This window comes from Anaerococcus urinomassiliensis (assembly GCF_900128425.1).
Lineage (GTDB): Bacteria > Bacillota > Clostridia > Tissierellales > Peptoniphilaceae > Anaerococcus > Anaerococcus urinomassiliensis.
In genome coordinates this window covers 847,220-866,964 of record NZ_LT635782.1, presented here as the reverse complement: position 1 = coordinate 866,964, position 19,745 = coordinate 847,220, and the positions used below count along the sequence as shown (strand labels likewise).

Below are 19,745 nucleotides of genomic sequence, written 5' to 3'. Positions count from 1 at the left end.
GATATTGTGGTCAGTTTTTTATTTCCCACAAAACCGTGATATAATAAATAAAACCCTATTAGGAAGGTTACTTATGAAAAAAATTAAAAAATTCATTATTATAAGTTTTCTGAGTATATTTTCATTCGCCAATTTAAACATAGCCAATGCAGAAAGCTTAGAAACACAAAGTCAAGATGTAAAGATGGCTCGTTTATTTTTTGCTGGTGATGTATTACCTCACATTAACTTTGATAATTACGCTAGAAACTATGGATCTGGTGAATATAACTACGATAGGCCTTTTGAAAAGTTAAAAGATTATGTAGCAAAGTCTGATTATTTCATGGTAAATTGCGAATTTACAACTCATCCAGACCTAGAACCTTCAGGATATCCTACATTTAATTCAAATGAGGATATTTTTAGAGCCTTAAGTGATATTGGGGTAGATGTTATAACAACTGCAAATAACCATTGTATGGATACTGGTCTAGATGGTTTGGACTATACAATTGAAGCAATAAATAAAGCTGGTATAGAAAATGTTGGTACACAAAAAAATAGCACAGATAAAAACTATTTGATAAAGGATATAAATGGGATTAAGGTAGGAATACTTGCTTATGCCGAACAATTAAATGGTTTTGAATACTTGCTAGATTCTGCTGATAAACTAGCAAAAGTAAATATGATTGATAGTGTTCTGATAAGAAGAGATATTTCTAATGCTATCAAGGATGGAGCAGAATTCATAATAATTTATCCTCACTGGGGAGTTGAATACCAATCCTACCCTGAAGAGTATCAAATCGAACTTGCCCACGATATGATTGATTGGGGCGCAGATATGGTTATTGGCAACCATCCCCACGTAATCCAACCAAGGGAAGAATATGAGGCTAAGGATGGTAGAAAGGGAATAATTTATTATTCACTAGGTAATCTTGTTTCTAATCAAAATCACAATAATTTTGATGGTGACTATAGGGTAGAGCACGGTCTTTTGGTTGATACAATAATCTATAAAGGAGAAAATGATACAAAAGCAAAGATCTTAAATACTACTTATCACACCACCTGGGTAGGTACGATTTTTGATGATTATGGCCTGCTTAATAGGGCCTATGTGATAGATGAATACCTATATGGGCAAAAGGATGATATTTCAGAAGATGATAGGTATCTGATGGGAATAGCAGAATCCATGAACTATGATACAATGCATACAATTGTAAGATAAGGACAAAATAAAGGAGCTAGCAAAACTTGCTAGCTCTTTGTTTTTGATTTATTATTTAAATTAGTTATTTCCGTTTGCGTCATCAGCTGCATCGTCAGCGTCTGTTGCATCTTTTGCTGCATCATCAGCTTTTTCAGCTGCATCGTCAGCTTCTTTTGCTGCGTCATCAGCTTTTTCAGCTGCATCGTCAGCTGCTTTGTCAGCTTCGTCTTTTGCTGGTTCTTCTACTGCTGGTTCTGTTTTTGTTTCTGCTGGTTTTTCTTCAGCGTTGTTTCCACAACCTGCAAATGCGAATGTACCTGCTAAAGCTAATGCTAATAGTTTTTTATTCATCGTAATCTCCTTTCTTCCTTTGTGATGATAATTATATTTCTAAAAAGGTCAAATGTCAAAGTTATATATAAATCATAAATAAAACAAAAAAGCTCCTATTTTCATAAGAGCTTTTACTAACTATTTGCTTATATCTGTCATTCTGCCATCTGTGCCAGGCTTTATAGTACCATTTGCCTTGATAGCTTCTTCGAAGATATCAGAGATAAGTCCTCTTTCTTCGCTTCTTGTTTTACCTTTAAACATTTCGTATCCATCTCCACCAATTGCCATAAAGTCGTTTGTTGCAACTGAGTATGTTTTGTTTGGATCAAGAGCTTCGCCATTAACTAATACTTCTGTTACTTTACTACCAGCTTCTTTGCTTGAATCATATTTTACAGTCATACCAGCTATTTGTGGGAACTTACCAGCTTCGTTTGGAGTATCTGTTAGACCGTGTTCTAGGGCAGCTAAGATATCTGCACCTGTAACCTCGATTTTTACTAGGAAGTTGGTGAATGGGAATACTGTAAGTACATCACCTTTTGTAATGTCACCTTTTACTATTGAATCTCTTATGCCGCCACCATTTGTGATTGTAATATCTGCACCAATTGATTCTTTCATAGCATCAGCGATGAAATCTCCTAAGTTAGTTTCTTTTGTTCTAACATTGCCACGAACACCGTCAAGGTCTACATCTGTCATACCAACTTTTTGGCTTAATACATCTTTGTTTGCTTCACTGTATTTATTAATTACATCAAGAATTTCTTGGTTAGCATTGATGTGTTGCATTTTTTTGTAAGGATGGAGCTTAGCAAATTTTGCATTGACTTTATTATCTTTGTCTACAAGTAGTGTCACTTCACCAAGGTTGTAGCCGTGTGCTCCTGTTTGTGCAATAAGGGTTGTTTTTTCGATTTTTCCTTCGTCAAGTTGGCTGTGAGAGTGACCGTCTATGATTAAATCAATTCCATCAACATTGTCAGCTACTTTAGTAGATGTATCTTCACTTTCTTCATCTATACCAAGGTGAGATAGGCAAACAACTATGTCAGCGCCGTTAGATTTTAGGTTTTCCACTTCCATTTTTGCAACTTCTACTGGATCTTCAAATGTCAATCCTTCGGTATTTACTGGAGAAGACTTTGTCTTGGTTTCTGGAGTGGAAAGTCCGAATATACCAACTTTTACACCATTTATTTCAACTATTTGGCTGCCGTCAAGGATTTGATTGCCATTCTCATCAACTACATTAGAGCCAAGGATTGGGTAATTAGCAAGGTCTTTTAATTCTAAAAGTCTCTTGTATCCGTAGTTAAAGTCGTGGTTACCAGCTGTCATAGCTGTAAGCCCCATTTTATTAACTGCTTCAACAACACTTTGTCCTTGGGCAATATTTGCAAAAATTGTTCCGTGTAATGTATCTCCAGCATCTAGGAGGAGGGCATTATTATTTACATTTTTGTAATCATAGAAAGTTTTAATTTTAGCATAGCCGATTTCACCGTTTTTAGCGTTTTCTTCTACTCTGCCGTGTGTGTCATTGTAGTGGATTATGCTGATTTGTTTTAAGCCACGCATAGAATAAAGAAGATTAGTAGCTTCGTTATTTTCTGGGATAGATGAATTTAATAGTTCTGTTAGGGAACCTTTGATAGATTCAACTGTCTTTGGAGTTAGGTCAAAGAGCATAAATATTGCTTCTTGATAAACTTGGTTATCAAAAACTGATTGATCCAAATCTTTAATTGTTTTGGATTCGTTAGCTCTTTCTGGCCTGATAGTTTCAATTAAATCTTTACTTTCTGCAAGAAGTGCATCTGATTCTACGATTTGTTGGTTAAGAGTATCTTTGATATTTGCTGTTGTAGATGGTGCTTTTTTTAGTAACATTTCGCTTGCTTTTTTCACAACGCTGTTATTAAAGTATGAATTTTCAAATTCTACTTTTTCCGCCTCAGTCAAACTTGCTGCATAAGCAGGATTAAATCCAGCAAACAAGCTTGTAACGGAAAATGCTGTAGCAAAAGCAACTGTAAATAATAATTTTGATTTTTTATTTTGCATATTTCCTCCTAATATATTTATTTACACTTCTATCATATAAAGTAAGTAATCATTTTGCAAGTAATACTTGTAAAAAAAGCTGATATTTTCTTATCAAATAGACTTTTTGAAGATTGTTAAATTTAAGGAAGTTTATTATAAGTCAAAGTATAATGATAAGTAAAGGTAAAAAGGAGGGGGGCTTATGGATTTTGATGATATAAAAAAGGTGATTAATGGAATGCTTATTGACCTGAGTAAATTATCTAAGGGAGAAAATAAGACTATTAAAAGAACAATAGATTCATCAAATCTAAAAGGTGTGATTGATATAAGCCTAGATAAGGAAGAAAAAATACCTAAAGAAAATTTCAATGAAAAACCTCTCATCAAAGATTACAAGTATTGGATATTAAAGCTTGACCGATATTACAAAAATCCTGCCATGAGAGTAAGTCAAGTTAATATTGCCTCCTTGAAGACCTATGCTGACTTATGTGATATCTTGGAATATCACTTAAACAAAGAAGGTACAAGCATTGCTAGATTGGTATCAAGGTTAAGGCGTGAGCAATTTTCCTATGATATATATTATACAATTTATCTTATTGCAGAAAACACTGTCTTAAGTTTTTATAACCCTCTTTATAATAAATCTGCAGAAAAATCATATCAAATCATTGAAGATTCCATATCAAAAAAGGCTAGGTATTTGCTTGAAGCCAGAGCACTGGAGCTTTCTAAGAATCTTAAAAAACCTGATAAGGAAACTAGAGAATACTTTAATCTTACTGACAATAATAAGGTTTCAACTTGGTGGGATAAAGATGGGCTTATAAGAGAAAAATATAATATATCAAAAGATGAGGAAATAGCTATCAATCAAATATCTAAGCGCAACAATGTCCTGTGGAAAAATCCTCAAGTTGTGAAACTTCTTCTTGATATGTATTTATTTACTCTAAGGAAAATTTTTGACAATGATGAGATCGATAGCAATAGTCTTATTAGAATTATGAAGCCTTACAAGCAATCAAAGCTTGCCCTAGAAAGTATCCTAATCATAAGTGAGAAAAACATAAGGGAAGTTTTTACTTTCTTTAACAAGAGCAATCAAGCTAAGGCAGAAGAAAACTTAGTGGAATTTGACGGTGGGGACCTCTTAGAATTTATAGAAAAAACTCAAAAATCCTATATAAAAACCATAGACCCTAACTTTATTAACAAGATTTATGAAGATCATCTAAAAGTAAATCCTGGCAAAATAAAAGACTATGTTAATTATATGGAAAGGCTTGATTTAAAAGGGAAAATTTCTTTTATGGAGGAAATATCTAGATTGGATAAATTCCCAAAGATTTTAGAAGTAATTGTAAAATCAGATAATGCAGAAGATAGGATAATTGCCTTATTTTATATATACAAACTTGATTATAATAAAAAATCACACGAAAATATATTATTTGAAATAATAAAAGCTGATAACGTTGACGATTTTATATCCTTGGTAGAGTCAAGAAATATGGATTTAGCCACTTATGAAGAAATAAAATCTCTAAATAAAAACAAATTAAAAAGGATAGAAGTTGATATAAATAGGATTGACAGGTCTAGGGATAATCTTAGTAAAACTATCAGTATGGTCAACGAATTCTTGGATGATGATAAGCCAGAAGAAGATTTTCCAGAAGATCCAAAAGAAGAAAACCTAGATAATGGTGGGAAATACCATGAGATTTTAAAAAAGATTTTAGAAAAAGGCTCTATGAGCAAAGAAGAGATTTCTGACTTTGCTCTAGCTGATCAGATAACTACAAACACCTTCCTAGGAAAGATAAATGATGAACTTTTTGATTATATAGGCGACCAAGCCTTAATGATTGAAGATGATAATGTTATTATTGACCCTTTTTATGTTGAAATGATAAAGGAGTACTTAGATGGCAACAAGAATTAATCCCAAAGAAGCGAATACTATTATAAAATCCTTAGAAGGTGGTGTTGTTCCCAATATGGGAGTCCAACATCTTCTAGTAGGTAGGAATAGTGAAGTTGATGAACTTATCAAAATTTTGGATAATATCACTGATGGTGGTTCTGATATAAGGTTTTGGGTAGGGGACTTTGGATCTGGTAAAAGCTTCATGCTAGCAACTATTGAACAAATCGCTCTTGGCAAAAACTTCGCTGTTTCAAGCCTAGACCTTACTCCATCGAGAAGATTTTATGCCACAGATAGAAAAGCTGTCGCCCTATACACGGAGATTATAGACAATATAAAAACGAAAACTCAAAGAACTGGGAATGTCCTTGAAATTATCATAGAGGAATGGATTAACCAATTGGCAAATAAGATCGCAAGTGATAATTCAATAGATGTTATTGAAGTTTTAAAGGGAGCAAAGGAAGATCAAGTTATAAATGAAATATTAAATACTCTAGCCAGGTTTAAGGCTGTTGGACTATCTTATGAATTTGGCCAAGCTCTTAGCAAGTACTATGAGGGTTTCATCTCAGATAATAGGCTTCTTAAAACTAATGCCATCAGATGGCTTAGAGGGGATATTACTACAAAAACAGAGGCTAAAAAAATCCTTGGTATCAATCAAATAATAACAGATGATAATTGGTTTGATGCCCTTAAAAATATGAGTGAACTTTTCCTTGAGATTGGTTTTGCTGGTTTCGTAGTAAACTTCGATGAGGCGGTCAACCTCTACAAACTTCCTTATGCTCTAAGTCGTGAGAGAAACTACGAAAGAATTTTAAATATTTATAACGAAACAAAGTCCAATGAAGCTAGAGGCCTATTTGTAAACTTTGGAGCTACAAGAAAAACAGTCTTTGATGAGAACAGGGGAATGTCCTCTTACGGAGCCTTAAAGGGACGACTTGGTAGCGAAGATAGCATGGATAGTAAACTTATAAACACCAATAGAACTGTTCTAGGACTAAAGCCACTTTCCAACGAAGAAATCTACACACTCTTAGAAAATTTGGTAAATATTTACAATGTAAATTATAAAGAAGCTATTACTATAAGCCATGATGAGATAATTACCTATATGGAAGGTCAACTCAATAGGCCTGGAGCTGATGAATTCTTAACCCCACGTGCTGTGATAAAGGATTTTATAGAAATTCTTGATTTAAAAAGGCAAAATCCTGATGTAGAGATTTCTGATGTTTTATCTATGAAATTTAAAAATATAGTTGATGTTATTAAAGATCCAGACGATAAAGACGATGAGATTGAAATAATATGACAGATGCTTACTCACTATTAAATAGGGACTTAAGGTTTTATATCCACGAAAAAGGCTGGCCAAAACTTACAAGGATACAAAATGCTGCCATCAAAACATACTTTGCCAATGACAACAACCTAATCCTGTCTGCTGCAACTGCCCAGGGCAAAACTGAAGCTGCCTTTTTGCCAGCTATAAGTTCGATTTATAACTTTAATCATGGGCTTAAAATTTTGTATATCTCGCCACTAATAGCTCTAATCAATGACCAATTTAAGCGAATAAATGATATGTGCTTAGATATGGACATAGCTATAACTGCTTGGCACGGCGAAGCTAGCAAGAGTAAAAAAGATGCCTTAATAGAAAATCCTAGGGGTATTGTCCTAATCACACCAGAATCTATAGAAGCACTCCTATCTGGTAAATCAGATCTTGCAAAAAATCTTCTCAAAGATCTTGAAGTAATCATAGTAGATGAAATTCATAGCTTCTTATCAGGTAATAGGGGTCTTCAGTTAAAGTCCTTGCTTACACGAATCTTACGTTATACTTATGATAGCCCAAGAATGATTGGACTTTCTGCAACCATTGGTGAAGATAATTATGACTTAGCCAAAAACTTTTTTGAAAATGGAAGAGATACAAATATCATAGTCGATAAATCTAGAAATGATTTAGAAGTGACAATTGACTACTTTCCATCAGAAACTATTTCAACAGATGCGATCAAAAAGATAGGTGACTATTCTGATGATGGGTCCATGTTAGTTTTTCCCAATTCCAGGGATAAGGTTGAAACTTTTGCTGTTAAACTTGGCCAAGAATTTAAGGAAAGTGGCAAAGATATTAGAGTTTTTGCCCACCATTCATCAGTAAGTAAAAATAGGAGAAAAGAAATTGAAGACTTTGCCAAGGAAGCTAGGATGGAGAAATTTGTAATATGTGCAACATCAACTTTAGAACTTGGTATAGATATTGGTGCGGTTACAAGCGTATGCCAATATGGACCAAGTCATTCTGTCCTATCCTTAGCTCAAAGACTTGGCAGAAGCGGTAGAAAGACAAAAACTTCTATTCTCCACCAATTATCTGCAAATCCTTGGGATTTGCTAGAATCCCTGGCTACAATAAGCTTATATGAAGATGGAATATTGGACAAAACAGAAAATACACTCAAAGCCTATGATGTTTTTGCCCACCAAGTACTTTCAACACTTTTAGAAAATTTTGGACTAAGTCTTGACGAATACAAGCACCTCAATAAAACATTATCGACATTTTCTGATATAAGTGATGAAGAATTTGCACAAATTGGCGAGCATTTGGCAAAAGAGGGATATATAGAGATATTGGAGAATGAAGTAATAGCAGGAAGTGCTATAGAAAAGCTTATGAGTCGAGGTAATTTTTACAATCAATTTATAACAGGTGGTGTATACACAGTTTATAATGATAAAGCAAAAATAGGAGAATTAGAAATTAGCCCAGAAATCCAAGTTGACACAAATATTTACTTGGCAGGATCTATTTGGAGAATTGAGCAAATTCTTAGTAAGAATAAAAAAATAATAGTTCAAAAAGCAGAAGCTGGCAAAGCGCCCAAATTTACCAGCATAGGGGATATGAATATATCAGCTATCATAAGAGATCGTATGAAAGAAATATTGGCAAATCCAGACGAATATTCTTTCAAAGACCCTATAAATGAAATAGTTTATGAACTTAGAGAAGAATACACTGATGATGACTACCTATTTGTAGCAGAAAAAGATGCGATATCTATAAGAACTTTCAAAAATACAAAAATCAACAGAACTCTTGCTCTTATGCTCAATATAGGGTCAAATAGCAAGGATTACTCAAACAACGAGAAAGATTCCACCATCATGGGACCTGAAATAATCAGATACTTCGATCAAATTAGACTAAATCCAATTGGAAAAGAGCAAATATATAATTTTTTAGAAAAAGACCAAATATACATGGAGTCATTTCTAGGAGCAAATAAATACATGGTCCTAGTCCCTGTGGATTTGAAAATTGAATATATTATGAAAAATAGCTTGGATATAAATGGGGCTTATGAATATTTAGCAATAGACAATGATATTTAGATTTCTTACAAAACTTGTAATTAAATTAATGAATAAAGCATGATATCCTATAATCACAAACAAAGGAGGATGTTATGAAAAAAAGAAATATTTTGTTTGCATCAATGGCAGTTATATTAGGGCTTGGTATATTTTCTGGATTTGACAATAACTACTACCAAGAAGAAAATGACGAAAGAAGAGCTGAATTAATATCAATAAAAGAAAATGCAGATGATGTCACAAGAGAATTTATCGAAAAGCTAGAATCAAAAGAGAGGCCCAATGTGATTGAGTATTGGGAGACAAAATCAGAAGATGGGTCAATAGATTACATTAGTATCAGTGGCTGTGATCAAGAAAATGATATAGATATCGACGGAAGATTAAAAAATAATTACCTAAATGTCTTTATATCAAAAGGCGATGATAGAACTTGGATAGATACACAAACTAATCTTTATCATAGTGATAATAGATCTGATTATGACATTCCAACAATAAGTACAACAAATGAACTAAGTTTTGGTGAAGAAAGTGTACTTCGAGCTTTAGATAATTATAATAAGGTGGAAAAAACAGATTTTGGCTATAAGGTTACTATTTCTGATGACCTTAACTACGGATATTCTTTATATGATGAAAATGGAGATTTATTTGAGACATATCTTGACAATAGCCAAGGTAAGATTACAAGTAAACTTCTAGAAACAGATGAAGATGTGCTAGATGTTTATGAAAGATATATGTCCTTGACAAGTGAAATGACCTTTACAGATAATATAGCCGATATAAAGGAAGCTGCTAACTAAGCAGTTTTCTTTTTATAATGTTATAATATTTTTGAGGCATGCTATGGATTATAAAAGAATTTTACAAATTAAATATCTTGAAAAAACTTATGGAAGAGGAAAATCTTCATTTACTGCTATAGATGAAATGAGCTTTGATGTTTTGGATGGTGAATTTTTTGCTATAATGGGAACAAGTGGTTCTGGTAAAACGACACTATTAAATATGCTTGCAGGAGTATCTAAAGCGACTAATGGTGAAATCATATTTGATGGTAAGGATATTAATAGTTTTAGCAGAAAGGAATTAGAAAATTATAGGGGAAATCTTGTAAGCTATATATTTCAAGACTTTAAATTAATTGATAATATTTCTTCCCTAGAAAATGTACTAATACCTTTTAAAATCCATAGCAAAAAATGGGATATGAATAAAATTCATAGACTAGCAAGACGAATGGATATTTTTGAACTACTAAATAAATATCCCAAAAACTTATCTGGGGGACAAAAACAGAAAGTTGCTGCCCTTAGAGCTATAGCTATCGAACCTAAAATAATTCTAGCTGATGAACCTACAGGAGCGCTTGACTCAAAAAGTTCTATTGATTTACTGAAGATATTAAAAGATATTAACAATGAATACCACACAACAATAATAATGGTGACCCATGATTCCTATGCAGCTAGCTTTGCAGATAGGATTATGTTTATAAAAGATGGAAAATTGATTAATGAGCTTATGATAGGGGATAATGAGAGTCAAAAGGATTATTATAATAGAATTAACAAGGCAAACAAGCAAATCATTATGTGAGATATTATGAACAAAGACTTCAAAATAAATTTGAAAGCAAATAAATCTAATAATTTAATTTTAAAAATATTAATTATTTTTACTGTGTTTTCATACTTACTATTGAGTATTCAAAATAATGAGATTTTTAAATATTTATATGAAGATGGCAGGAACTATGTAATTACTAATATCTTAAATACTTATATTCTAGCAATTGCTTTATTTGCAGTTCTTAGTTACTATGGGCTAAAAAATGAGATTTATAATAACCATGATGAAATAAAACTTTTAATTAATATGGGATTAAAAAGAAGTAAGCTATACATGATCTTGCTAAGCTCTATTGGTCTTGAAACATTTTTGGGTTTTATTCTTGGACTTCCCTTGGGAATTTTACTGGCTGAAATTATTGACTTGCTATCAATTTTATTACTGGATTTAAATATTGGAACCCATAGGATAAACTTTGATGCAAAAGCAATGGGACTTACCCTTGCTCTGCTATTATTATTTGTCATGCTTTCATTAGCCATAATTGTATTATCACTAGGCAAAAAGTATCAGGATAAAGTAAATAGTCATAAAATTCCAGTATTAATAATAAAAGTTCTTTTAATCCTTGGATTTGTCTACTACGCCAGTGATAAGGCCATAATGAATTTTAAACTTACTTTATTTTTAATAGCTATTGATATTTTTATAATATTTTTTATAAGAAAATTAATAAACGCATCCAAAGTTTATAGCTATGAAAAATCTTTGTTTTTATTTCATACCAATGAAGCAAAAATAACTCTGATATTTATTTTAATTGCGCTTACAGTATCTTTATCTAACCTAAACAAATCTGTATTTGAAATTGGCTATTATTTGACAGATTCGAAATTAAGGCCTCATTTTAGCGTTTTTGAAGATATTGATATCATAAATGATATTAAGAAAGATTACAGTAATATTTTTTCTGATATTTATCCTATTAATATTTGTGGATTTTCTGATATTGATGATAGTGACTTTAAAAATGGAATAGAAAATCTAGTAGATCTAACAAATGGTTATCCGGTATCTTCTCCAAAGATTATGGACTATTCATCATATAAAAAAGTATTTGGTGATAATGCCATTAATCTAAGTTCAAAAGAAGATTCAATCTATTTGTATACTAATCAAATAGATAGAACTAGTTTTGCAATCATAAATGCATACTTGGAGGATAATGATTCATTTATAAATATAGGGGATTTTAAATTTAAGGTAAATGCTGTAGCTAGATCTGACATAATTTTTGCTAATGATATGTATTGGGATATTAATATTTATGTTATTAATGATGATATATATGACAGATTTGTAGGAGAGAAAAAGCCAATAGCCTATAATTTTGTAGTATCAGATGGATATATTGAAAAGTATGGCAAAAATCTAGCATTGGAGAAAATCAGGAATGATTTCTTTAAAAGAAATATTAGATTTGAATCATTAGTGTGGATGATTAAGCAATCTTATAGTAATATTTTGTCTAGACAATTTGTTATGATATATCTTTCAATAATACTAATACTTATATCTGGACTATTTTTGTCAATTAACATAATGGCATTTTTTAATAGAAAGTCTAATGACTTTAAAGTTTTATCTCTTCTTGGAGATACAGCAGAAAGTTTGTTGGAAATTCAAAAGTCACATATTGTTAAGATTTATAGTCTCATTATATCTTTGTCATTGATAAATTATTTTTGTTACTTTAGGTATATAAAATCGATAAGCACAGAATATGTATATTATAGATCAAATTTTTATATGCTAGCTTTTTATATTTTGATTCCGGTCATTTTTATGTTATTAATGCTTATTACTGAGAAACTTGTTTCATTTAAGGATATTAATTATGAATAAGAAAAAAGTATATATTATAGAAGATGATAAGATAATTGTAGAAGAGTTAATAAAAATATTTACATCTAATGGTTTTGAAGCCATAGCATTGGATGAATTTAAAGATGATCCAGAGTTAATGGAAATTCCAAAGGCGGATTTGATAATTTTAGATATTAACTTACCTGGTGCAAGTGGCTATGAAATTTTGTCATATATCAAAGAAAAGCTAACTATACCAGTTTTAGTTTTAACTAGTAGAGATAAGCTAGATGACGAACTTTTAAGTTTTGATCTAGGAGCGGATGAATTTTTGACAAAGCCAGTTATGTCTCATAGGCTCATTGCCAGAGCCAACAAACTACTAAATATATACGAAAAGTTTTCTAATCAAGAAAAGATAAAGGATTTAATTTTAGAAACTAGCACAAGCAAGTTGACATACAAAAATAGCTTTATAATTTTAAGCCAGACAGAAAATGATTTATTAAAAGCTTTGATCAAAGCTTATCCAAAAACTGTCACTAAGGATCAACTTTTAGAATCTGGCTGGAATACCATTTATATCGATGAAAATATCTTACAAGTAAATATTAATAGATTGCGCAAGAAACTTAAAACAATAGGAATAGATAATTTTATCATAACTGTAAGGGGACTTGGTTATAGATTGGATGCGGAAAAATTATGAAATATAGTTTTTTGAAAAATTCAGCAAAGCCAATTATAATACTTATAATTTCTGTCTTTGTATTTTCCTTGCTTATGAAAGTACTAAAGATAGAAAATTTTGATACAATATTTATTTTCTTAATTTTATTTCTTCTTATAAGCATATTTACATTGCTAATAAGTGAAATTAATAGGCAAAAAAGAATTAGAAAACTTGTCCATAGATTTTATGAAGATACGGACTTTTCTTCAAGAGATAAATTAATTGAAGAGCTAGGTATAGATTATAAGCCCCTGGTTGAAAGTGTATTTTATAATCAGAAAAAGTTATTATCCAAATTTGAATATAATAGATCTGAGCTAATAAATTATAGAGATATAATTGAAAAGTGGGCCCATGATATAAAAACACCCCTTGCTGCGTCCTCACTAGTATTAGATAATAATAAATCTAATATGGATGATGACTTATATCAAAGATTAAATATCTCTAATCAACAAATAAAAAATAAATTGGATACTGTATTATATTATGCAAGGGCAAATTCAAGTAAAAAAGACTATGATATAAAAAAATTGAAGATTAAAGATGTATTAGATAATACTTTAATTGACTTTTATCCTATTATTATGGAAAAAGAACTTAGGATCATCAACAATGTAAGTGATGTGGATGTGATTTGTGATTATAATACTTTATCATTTATAATATCCCAGCTTCTTTCTAATAGCATAAAGTATGCTGAAAATGTAATTACTTTTAAAACAATAGAAGATAATGATGTAATATTTAAAATTTCAAATGATGGTCATATGCCTTCTAATAGAGACATGGCATTTTTATTTGATAAGTCATATACCGGATCAAATTCCCACTTATCAGAATCTACAGGTCTTGGTCTATATCTTGTAAAATCTTTTGCTGATGACTTGGGAATAGGAGTCCATGCATATGTGGCTGGTGGAAAATTTAATATTGAACTAAGTTTTAGAGATATTAATGCATTTTAGTAAAGAGCGGAATAATTAATTTCAAAAATAACCGGCAGGTATTTAAAATCTGTCGGTTATTGATTTTATTTATATTTTAATGTAAAAATAGTGACAGGATAAATACTCCTAGCATTCCACAAATACCTTCTACTAGAGTTACCATTGTTTGAGTTTTGTATCCATCTTCTGCACGTAAGCCACCAAATTTTGTTACAACCCAGAAGTAGGAGTCGTTGGCGTGGGAAACTGTCATTGCTCCTGTTCCTATAGCCATTACTACTAAAGCTGAGCTTACTGTTGAGTCAAGGCCAAGGACTGGAAGTAGTGGGGCTATTATTCCAGCTGATGTTGTGATAGCAACAGTTGATGAGCCTTGAGCTGTTTTAAGTATAGCAGCTATAATAAATGGGAAGAATATTCCTATACTTTGGAATACTCTTGCATTGTCTGTGATAAATCCGACTATGCCAGAGCTAGCTATAACTTTGCCCAAAACGCCGCCTGCGGCAGTAACAAATAGAATTGGTCCTGCAACCTTTAAGGATTCATTTACAATTTCATAAAGGTGATCTATCTTTCCTCTGCTATTTAGCAGTATTATGCCAAAGATAAGTCCAACTGCTAGAGCTATGATTGGAGTTCCCAAGAATAAAAACAAATCATTGACAAAACCTTCTGCTTTCATAATCTTAAATATATTACTTAAAGCCATCAATATTACTGGGATTATGATTGGGGCTAATGATAAGAATCCACCAGGAAGTGTTCCTTATTCAGCCTTGATTTCTTCGTAAGTTTTCAAACTGTCATCTTCTACTAATTCTTCTATATTTGAACTTTGCTTTTTGGCATAAAAATATGAACCTGCTAGGGCTGGGATAGAAACTATTAAACCAAGCCCCATTACAAGTAATAAGTCGCTTCCTACACCTATAGTATTGGCAGCAGCTATTGGTCCTGGTGTAGGTGGTATGAATACATGTGATGCATATAGTCCTGCAGATAAGCACATAGTCATAGCTACAGATGAGGCTGATGTTCTTTTGGTTAAAGCCTTTCTAATAGGGTTAAGAATTACAAAACCAGAATCACAAAATACTGGGATAGATACTACCCAGCCCATAATAAGCATGGCTAGTTCTGGTCTTTTTTCACCAACTAAGTTTACAACCATATCGGCAAGTTTTAGTGCTGCACCTGTTTCTTCCAAGAGTGCTCCTATTATGGTTCCTAGGATGATTACAATACCTATAGAAGTAAATGCACCTGAGAAACCTTCGCCAATTATATTGGCTATGCCTTTGATAACAGTTCCATCTTCTGCAGTTTGATCCACAAGTGGGATACCAGCAATGAGTCCAAAGACTAAAGAAACTGATAATATGGATAAGAATGGATGTATATTTAGTTTACTAATCATAAATATCATTAAGACTATTGTAAGTATAAAAACAATTATTAATGGAATACCTGTCATTTTTTTTCTCCTAATTTTTATATAAATATATTAATCTAAAGACTTGATTAACACATCTGCGTAAATTTTCTTCTGCTATTTTGGCATCCATGGCATCTTCTACACTTCTTATTTGATCAAGTATAGGGAAGAAGGCATCAATGCCGTAGTTGTTGACTTCCACTGCATCATTGTCAACTACTCCCGCAAAAGCAATAACTTTTGAACCGTACGTTTTGGCAAGTTTTGCAACACCTGTAGGAGCCTTGCCCATTGATGACTGAAAGTCCATCTTTCCTTCGCCTGTTATCACCAGGTCTGCTTCACTAAGGTAGTCCTTGACATTTAGCATTTGAAGTATTAATTCTATGCCTGGAGAGAGTTCAGCTCCTAGATAGTTTTTAAAAGCATAACCTAGGCCTCCAGCTGCCCCTACTCCTGGATAAATGTCATCTGCGTTTGTTATAACTTCCATTGTTTTTTTGTGAAATAAGGATAAATTATCATCTATTATTTCTACTTCATTAGGGTTTGCTCCTTTTTGTGGGCCATAGACTTTGGCAGAACCTCTCTTGCCTGTAAGTGGATTATCAACATCACAAGCTATTTTGAAGGAACATTCTTTAAGTCTTGGGTCGGCATTTGATAAATCAATTTTTGATAAATCTTTCAAACCCTCGTTTGATGGGGGGATTTCATTGGCATTTTTATCATAGAATCTAAAGCCAAGAGCTTGTAGCATGCCCACTCCACCGTCATTTGTTGCAGATCCACCGATACCAATAATGAAATTTCTAATTCCTTTATCAAGTGCATCTTTAATCATAGTACCAACACCATAAGTACTTGCCCTTAGGGGAGAGAGTCTGTCTTTAATCAATACCAAACCCGCTGCCTGACTCATTTCCATTATAGCCAGATTTTTATCTTTAATTATTGCATAATTGCCAAGAATTTTTTCGAAAAGCGGGTTTTCAACTTGAACTTCGATAAGACTTGCCCCATCAAGCTCGCTCATAGATTCTACAGTTCCTTCACCTCCATCAGCTACTGGAAGAACAATAATATCTTCCCTTGGATTAAGCTTTTCTATCTCATCTTTGATAATGTTTCCAGCATCTGATGATGATAAAGATCCCTTGAAGGAATCAATCATTATTAGGATTTTCATAGGTAACCTCCTTTATATAATTTTAAACAAGAGAAACGTTTTTGTAAATTACTGCACTTCAATAAAATAATATGGTCTAAGAATTTTGCTTAAATGTGGTAAAATACTAATACGGAGATTTCGAGGGATAATATGAAAAAAATTATTTATATATTAATATTTTTACTACTATCTTCATGTACCAATAAATCAAAGGAGGGGGGAGTTGCTCCTATTGATAGCTTGACTGAAGATAAGATGATAGATGAAAGTAAGGTTTCTTTGGATGAAAAAAAACCCAAAAGTCCTATCCTTAAAGAACCGCCATTTAAGGCAAAGACTCTAGACTATGAAATAATAAAACCGGGTTTTTTGCTTGAAGATAGGTTTAAGGACCTAAAAACTCAGGATAAATATGCTGTGATGATGGTGGAATATTATGATGATGTAAATCAGACTTTTTATGTCAGTAGAATCCTAACAGAAGCTTTGAAGGATCCAAATGTAAAAATCGAGAATGATTTTGATGACAAGATGGACTTTGCCACAGATCTATTTCTGCTAAGCCCATTTTATTCTAAGGGTAAGATTGAACCCTATATTTACTACAATTACTGGTTTGATGAAAAGACTTTCTCCTTAAAACCAAGATATGTAATAGAGGAGAATACCAAAACCTACCTAAATCCTGATGAAGAAAAGGCTGTTGAAAGCCAAATCAAGGTTCTGGTCGACTATGCAAATGATAATTACGATAATGACTATGATAAGGCATATTATTTTGCTCTCTGGTTAGCCGAAAATAACGAATACCAATACCACGGTGACAAGGATAATATCATCGAAAATAATATGTTCGGAGCCTTGGTAAAGGGATCAAGCCAATGTTCTGGTTTTGCCCAAAGCTTTACAAGACTTTGCCAAGAGGTGGGTATCCCTTGCTATTCAGTTACAGGAAATACTGAAGATCCTAATAGACCTGATGACTATTCCGGAGAACACCAATGGAATGTAATAAAACTTGGAGATACATGGTCTTATGTTGATGTTACAGGCATGGTCGCCAATGGCAGCGATTATTATTACTATTATTTTGATAGGTCAAAGTATGAATTTGTTGACTATTATGTAAGCAATTTCTACAAGGATATTGAGGAGTACATAAGATGATTGTAAATCCATATCAAGAGATGATTTCTTTGCATGATATGAGAATAGAAAATATAGAAATAGAGGATAATACTGCATATATAAAGCTTAACAATGCCTATTTGTTAGGTCAAACTGATACTTATATCTTGGATGAGCCTCTAATCATAATCAATGACCTTATTGATATAGAAGCTAACAGCGATTATCCAATAAGAATAAGAATTTATGATGATAAGAATATTTTTGCTGTTAATATTTCTGACTTCAATGAATATAGCTTTGATATCCTTGAAGAAGCCTATGGATATGGCCTTGTACACTTTTTTGGCATAGCTACAAAATATCAAGATAATAAAGCATATGATTGTTTTTTAGATATACATTTTACAGGAGACCTAGAGATAAAGTGGGATAACAAAGTTTTATTAGAGGTATAGATGAGTTTTAAAATAGTTAATGAAGATATAACAAAGATGGATGTAGAGGCTATAGTAAATGCGGCAAACACTGGACTAAAAAAGGGCGGTGGAGTTTGTGGAGCCATATTTAGAGCTGCAGGAGCTGATAAGCTTACCAAAGCTTGTGAGAAAATATCACCAATAAAAACAGGAGAAGCTGTCATTACAGATGGATTTGATTTGAAAGCAGGGTATATAATCCATACGGCTGGCCCAGTGTATAATCCAAATAACGAAGAGGAATCTGTAAGACTACTCAGAAATTCTTACAAAAATTCTTTGTTACTTGCTAAAGAAAATAATATTACTTCTCTTGCCTTTCCTTTGATTTCTGCTGGGATTTATGGGTTTCCCAAAATTAATGCATACGAAATAGGCAAAAGTACAATTGAAAAATTTTTAAAAGAAAATGATATGGACGTGTATCTAACCATAGTTGATAAGGAAATAATAGATAGGATAAACAATGGAACTTACAGATAAATTTGAATTTGATTCTTGCAAAAAGAAAACACCATATACAATAGATCACGGAGAAATTCCTATTGAAATAAGCCCGGATTTAACACAAGCAATCTATTATTTGCTTTGGTATGTGCCAAATATAAAGTCAGAGCAATCAAAGAAGAACGAACTTTTATTAAATCCACAATATGACAATTATATTTTCTTAGAAATAATGAAGGCTATGAATTTAGAAGATGAAGATGTTTTATTTACAGAAACAATCGATGAAAAGATCATAAAGCCTTTTCTAAAGGAAGTATGTCCCAGAGAATACAAAATAATAATGACTATATCTCCTGGAGAGACCAAGGCTATGGCCTTGTTAAGACATATAAGAAATGCAATTGCTCATGGGAATTTCAATATTATTGACGATACTTTGCTAGGTTTTGACATACAAAGAAATGACAAGGAGACAGAGTATCGTGGATTCTTTAAAATTAATCCAACTGACCTACTAAAGGCCCTAAAGAAGATTCAATTTGATTATAATTCTCAAAAACTTATCAAAACAGCCTTTAAGAATTGCGGCTACCACATAGAAGAATACCAAAATAAATATCAAAGAAGCCACGACTTTGAATTGTTTGCCAGGAAAAATAAGAAAAAATACGCCATAGATATCAAAAATTATGAATACGAAAAAACTGTAGAAAAAGCCTTTATAGATGACTTGGTTAAGCAATACGAAGGCCTAATAGAAGGAATAACTCCTGTTTTAATAATTCATTCATCTTACCTTGATGATAAGAGCAAGGATGAACTTTTGAAGCATGATGTTATCATCCTTGATGTCAGAAATATCAAGAAAATGATTAAAGGCAGAGATATGGTTAGTGAGATTGAAAGAGCCCAAGATATCAAGTCTAATATAAACCACAAGTTTTAATAATATTATTGAAAGTTCAAAAAAAGTTGAAAATCATAGTGAATGGGTATAATATAACCAGTAACAAAAA

Annotated in this window: 16 protein-coding genes and 1 pseudogene; 13 read left to right on the top strand and 4 right to left on the bottom strand. The window is 32.2% G+C overall.

The genetic code is table 11. The annotated features are described in order from the left end of the window. Positions 1-73: 73 nt before the first annotated feature. Positions 74-1,222 (top strand): CapA family protein, encoded by a 1,149-nt coding sequence (locus tag BQ7474_RS05195; protein ID WP_073997913.1) that lies wholly within the window; start codon positions 74-76, stop codon positions 1,220-1,222. Positions 1,223-1,282: 60 nt separating this feature from the next. Here the strand turns inward: BQ7474_RS05195 and BQ7474_RS05190 are convergent, their stop codons facing one another. Next, positions 1,283-1,555, bottom strand: a complete 273-nt coding sequence (locus tag BQ7474_RS05190; protein WP_073997912.1) for a hypothetical protein — start codon at positions 1,553-1,555, stop codon at positions 1,283-1,285. Between the two features lie 120 nt (positions 1,556-1,675). Then, positions 1,676-3,610, bottom strand: coding sequence for a bifunctional metallophosphatase/5'-nucleotidase (locus BQ7474_RS05185; protein ID WP_073997911.1), 1,935 nt, complete (start codon positions 3,608-3,610; stop codon positions 1,676-1,678). 184 nt (positions 3,611-3,794) lie between these two features. Here BQ7474_RS05185 and BQ7474_RS05180 point away from each other — a divergent pair, with 184 nt between their 5' ends. The 8 genes from BQ7474_RS05180 to BQ7474_RS05145 all read left to right on the top strand — a co-directional run bounded on the left by BQ7474_RS05180 (position 3,795) and on the right by BQ7474_RS05145 (position 14,081). Continuing rightward, positions 3,795-5,546 carry a tellurite resistance TerB C-terminal domain-containing protein gene (locus BQ7474_RS05180; protein ID WP_073997910.1) on the top strand — a complete coding sequence of 584 codons (1,752 nt, stop codon included), beginning with the start codon at positions 3,795-3,797 and terminating at the stop codon, positions 5,544-5,546. Next, entirely contained in the window at positions 5,530-6,855 is a 1,326-nt protein-coding gene (locus BQ7474_RS05175) for an ATP-binding protein (protein WP_073997909.1), read from the top strand. The genes BQ7474_RS05180 and BQ7474_RS05175 overlap by 17 nt, the downstream gene beginning before the upstream one ends. Next, positions 6,852-8,954 (top strand): DEAD/DEAH box helicase, encoded by a 2,103-nt coding sequence (locus BQ7474_RS05170; protein WP_073997908.1) that lies wholly within the window; start codon positions 6,852-6,854, stop codon positions 8,952-8,954. Before BQ7474_RS05175 ends, BQ7474_RS05170 begins: the two co-directional genes overlap by 4 nt. 74 nt (positions 8,955-9,028) lie before the next feature. Continuing rightward, positions 9,029-9,745 carry a hypothetical protein gene (locus BQ7474_RS05165; RefSeq protein WP_073997907.1) on the top strand — a complete coding sequence of 239 codons (717 nt, stop codon included), beginning with the start codon at positions 9,029-9,031 and terminating at the stop codon, positions 9,743-9,745. A gap of 43 nt (positions 9,746-9,788) precedes the next feature. Further along, the gene (locus tag BQ7474_RS05160) at positions 9,789-10,541 is read left to right on the top strand and encodes an ABC transporter ATP-binding protein (protein ID WP_073997906.1); all 753 of its coding nucleotides are present in this window, start codon (positions 9,789-9,791) and stop codon (positions 10,539-10,541) included. 6 nt (positions 10,542-10,547) lie between these two features. Further along, entirely contained in the window at positions 10,548-12,419 is a 1,872-nt protein-coding gene (locus tag BQ7474_RS05155) for an FtsX-like permease family protein (RefSeq protein ID WP_073997905.1), read from the top strand. Further along, the gene (locus tag BQ7474_RS05150; RefSeq protein ID WP_073997904.1) at positions 12,412-13,089 is read left to right on the top strand and encodes a response regulator transcription factor; all 678 of its coding nucleotides are present in this window, start codon (positions 12,412-12,414) and stop codon (positions 13,087-13,089) included. Before BQ7474_RS05155 ends, BQ7474_RS05150 begins: the two co-directional genes overlap by 8 nt. Next, the gene (locus BQ7474_RS05145) at positions 13,086-14,081 is read left to right on the top strand and encodes a sensor histidine kinase (protein ID WP_073997903.1); all 996 of its coding nucleotides are present in this window, start codon (positions 13,086-13,088) and stop codon (positions 14,079-14,081) included. Before BQ7474_RS05150 ends, BQ7474_RS05145 begins: the two co-directional genes overlap by 4 nt. Positions 14,082-14,157: 76 nt before the next feature. On the opposite strand, the pseudogene BQ7474_RS10890 reads toward BQ7474_RS05145, so the two are convergent. Together BQ7474_RS10890 and BQ7474_RS05135 are read right to left on the bottom strand one after the other, a co-directional pair. After that, a pseudogene (locus BQ7474_RS10890) lies at positions 14,158-15,540 on the bottom strand (GntP family permease). Positions 15,541-15,550: 10 nt separating this feature from the next. Beyond that, a complete protein-coding gene (locus tag BQ7474_RS05135; protein ID WP_073997902.1) occupies positions 15,551-16,690 on the bottom strand; it encodes a glycerate kinase in 1,140 nt (379 codons plus the stop codon). Positions 16,691-16,822: 132 nt separating this feature from the next. Here BQ7474_RS05135 and BQ7474_RS05130 point away from each other — a divergent pair, with 132 nt between their 5' ends. Genes BQ7474_RS05130 through BQ7474_RS05115 form a run of 4 tightly spaced genes read left to right on the top strand, consistent with a single transcriptional unit; the run spans position 16,823 to position 19,675 of the window. Then, the gene (locus BQ7474_RS05130) at positions 16,823-17,839 is read left to right on the top strand and encodes a transglutaminase domain-containing protein (protein WP_073997901.1); all 1,017 of its coding nucleotides are present in this window, start codon (positions 16,823-16,825) and stop codon (positions 17,837-17,839) included. Next, entirely contained in the window at positions 17,836-18,258 is a 423-nt protein-coding gene (locus tag BQ7474_RS05125; RefSeq protein ID WP_073997900.1) for a hypothetical protein, read from the top strand. The genes BQ7474_RS05130 and BQ7474_RS05125 overlap by 4 nt, the downstream gene beginning before the upstream one ends. Continuing rightward, complete coding sequence (locus tag BQ7474_RS05120; protein WP_073997899.1) at positions 18,259-18,762, top strand: macro domain-containing protein; 504 nt, start codon at positions 18,259-18,261, stop codon at positions 18,760-18,762. After that, positions 18,746-19,675 (top strand): hypothetical protein, encoded by a 930-nt coding sequence (locus tag BQ7474_RS05115; RefSeq protein WP_073997898.1) that lies wholly within the window; start codon positions 18,746-18,748, stop codon positions 19,673-19,675. The genes BQ7474_RS05120 and BQ7474_RS05115 overlap by 17 nt, the downstream gene beginning before the upstream one ends. Positions 19,676-19,745 lie beyond the last annotated feature (70 nt).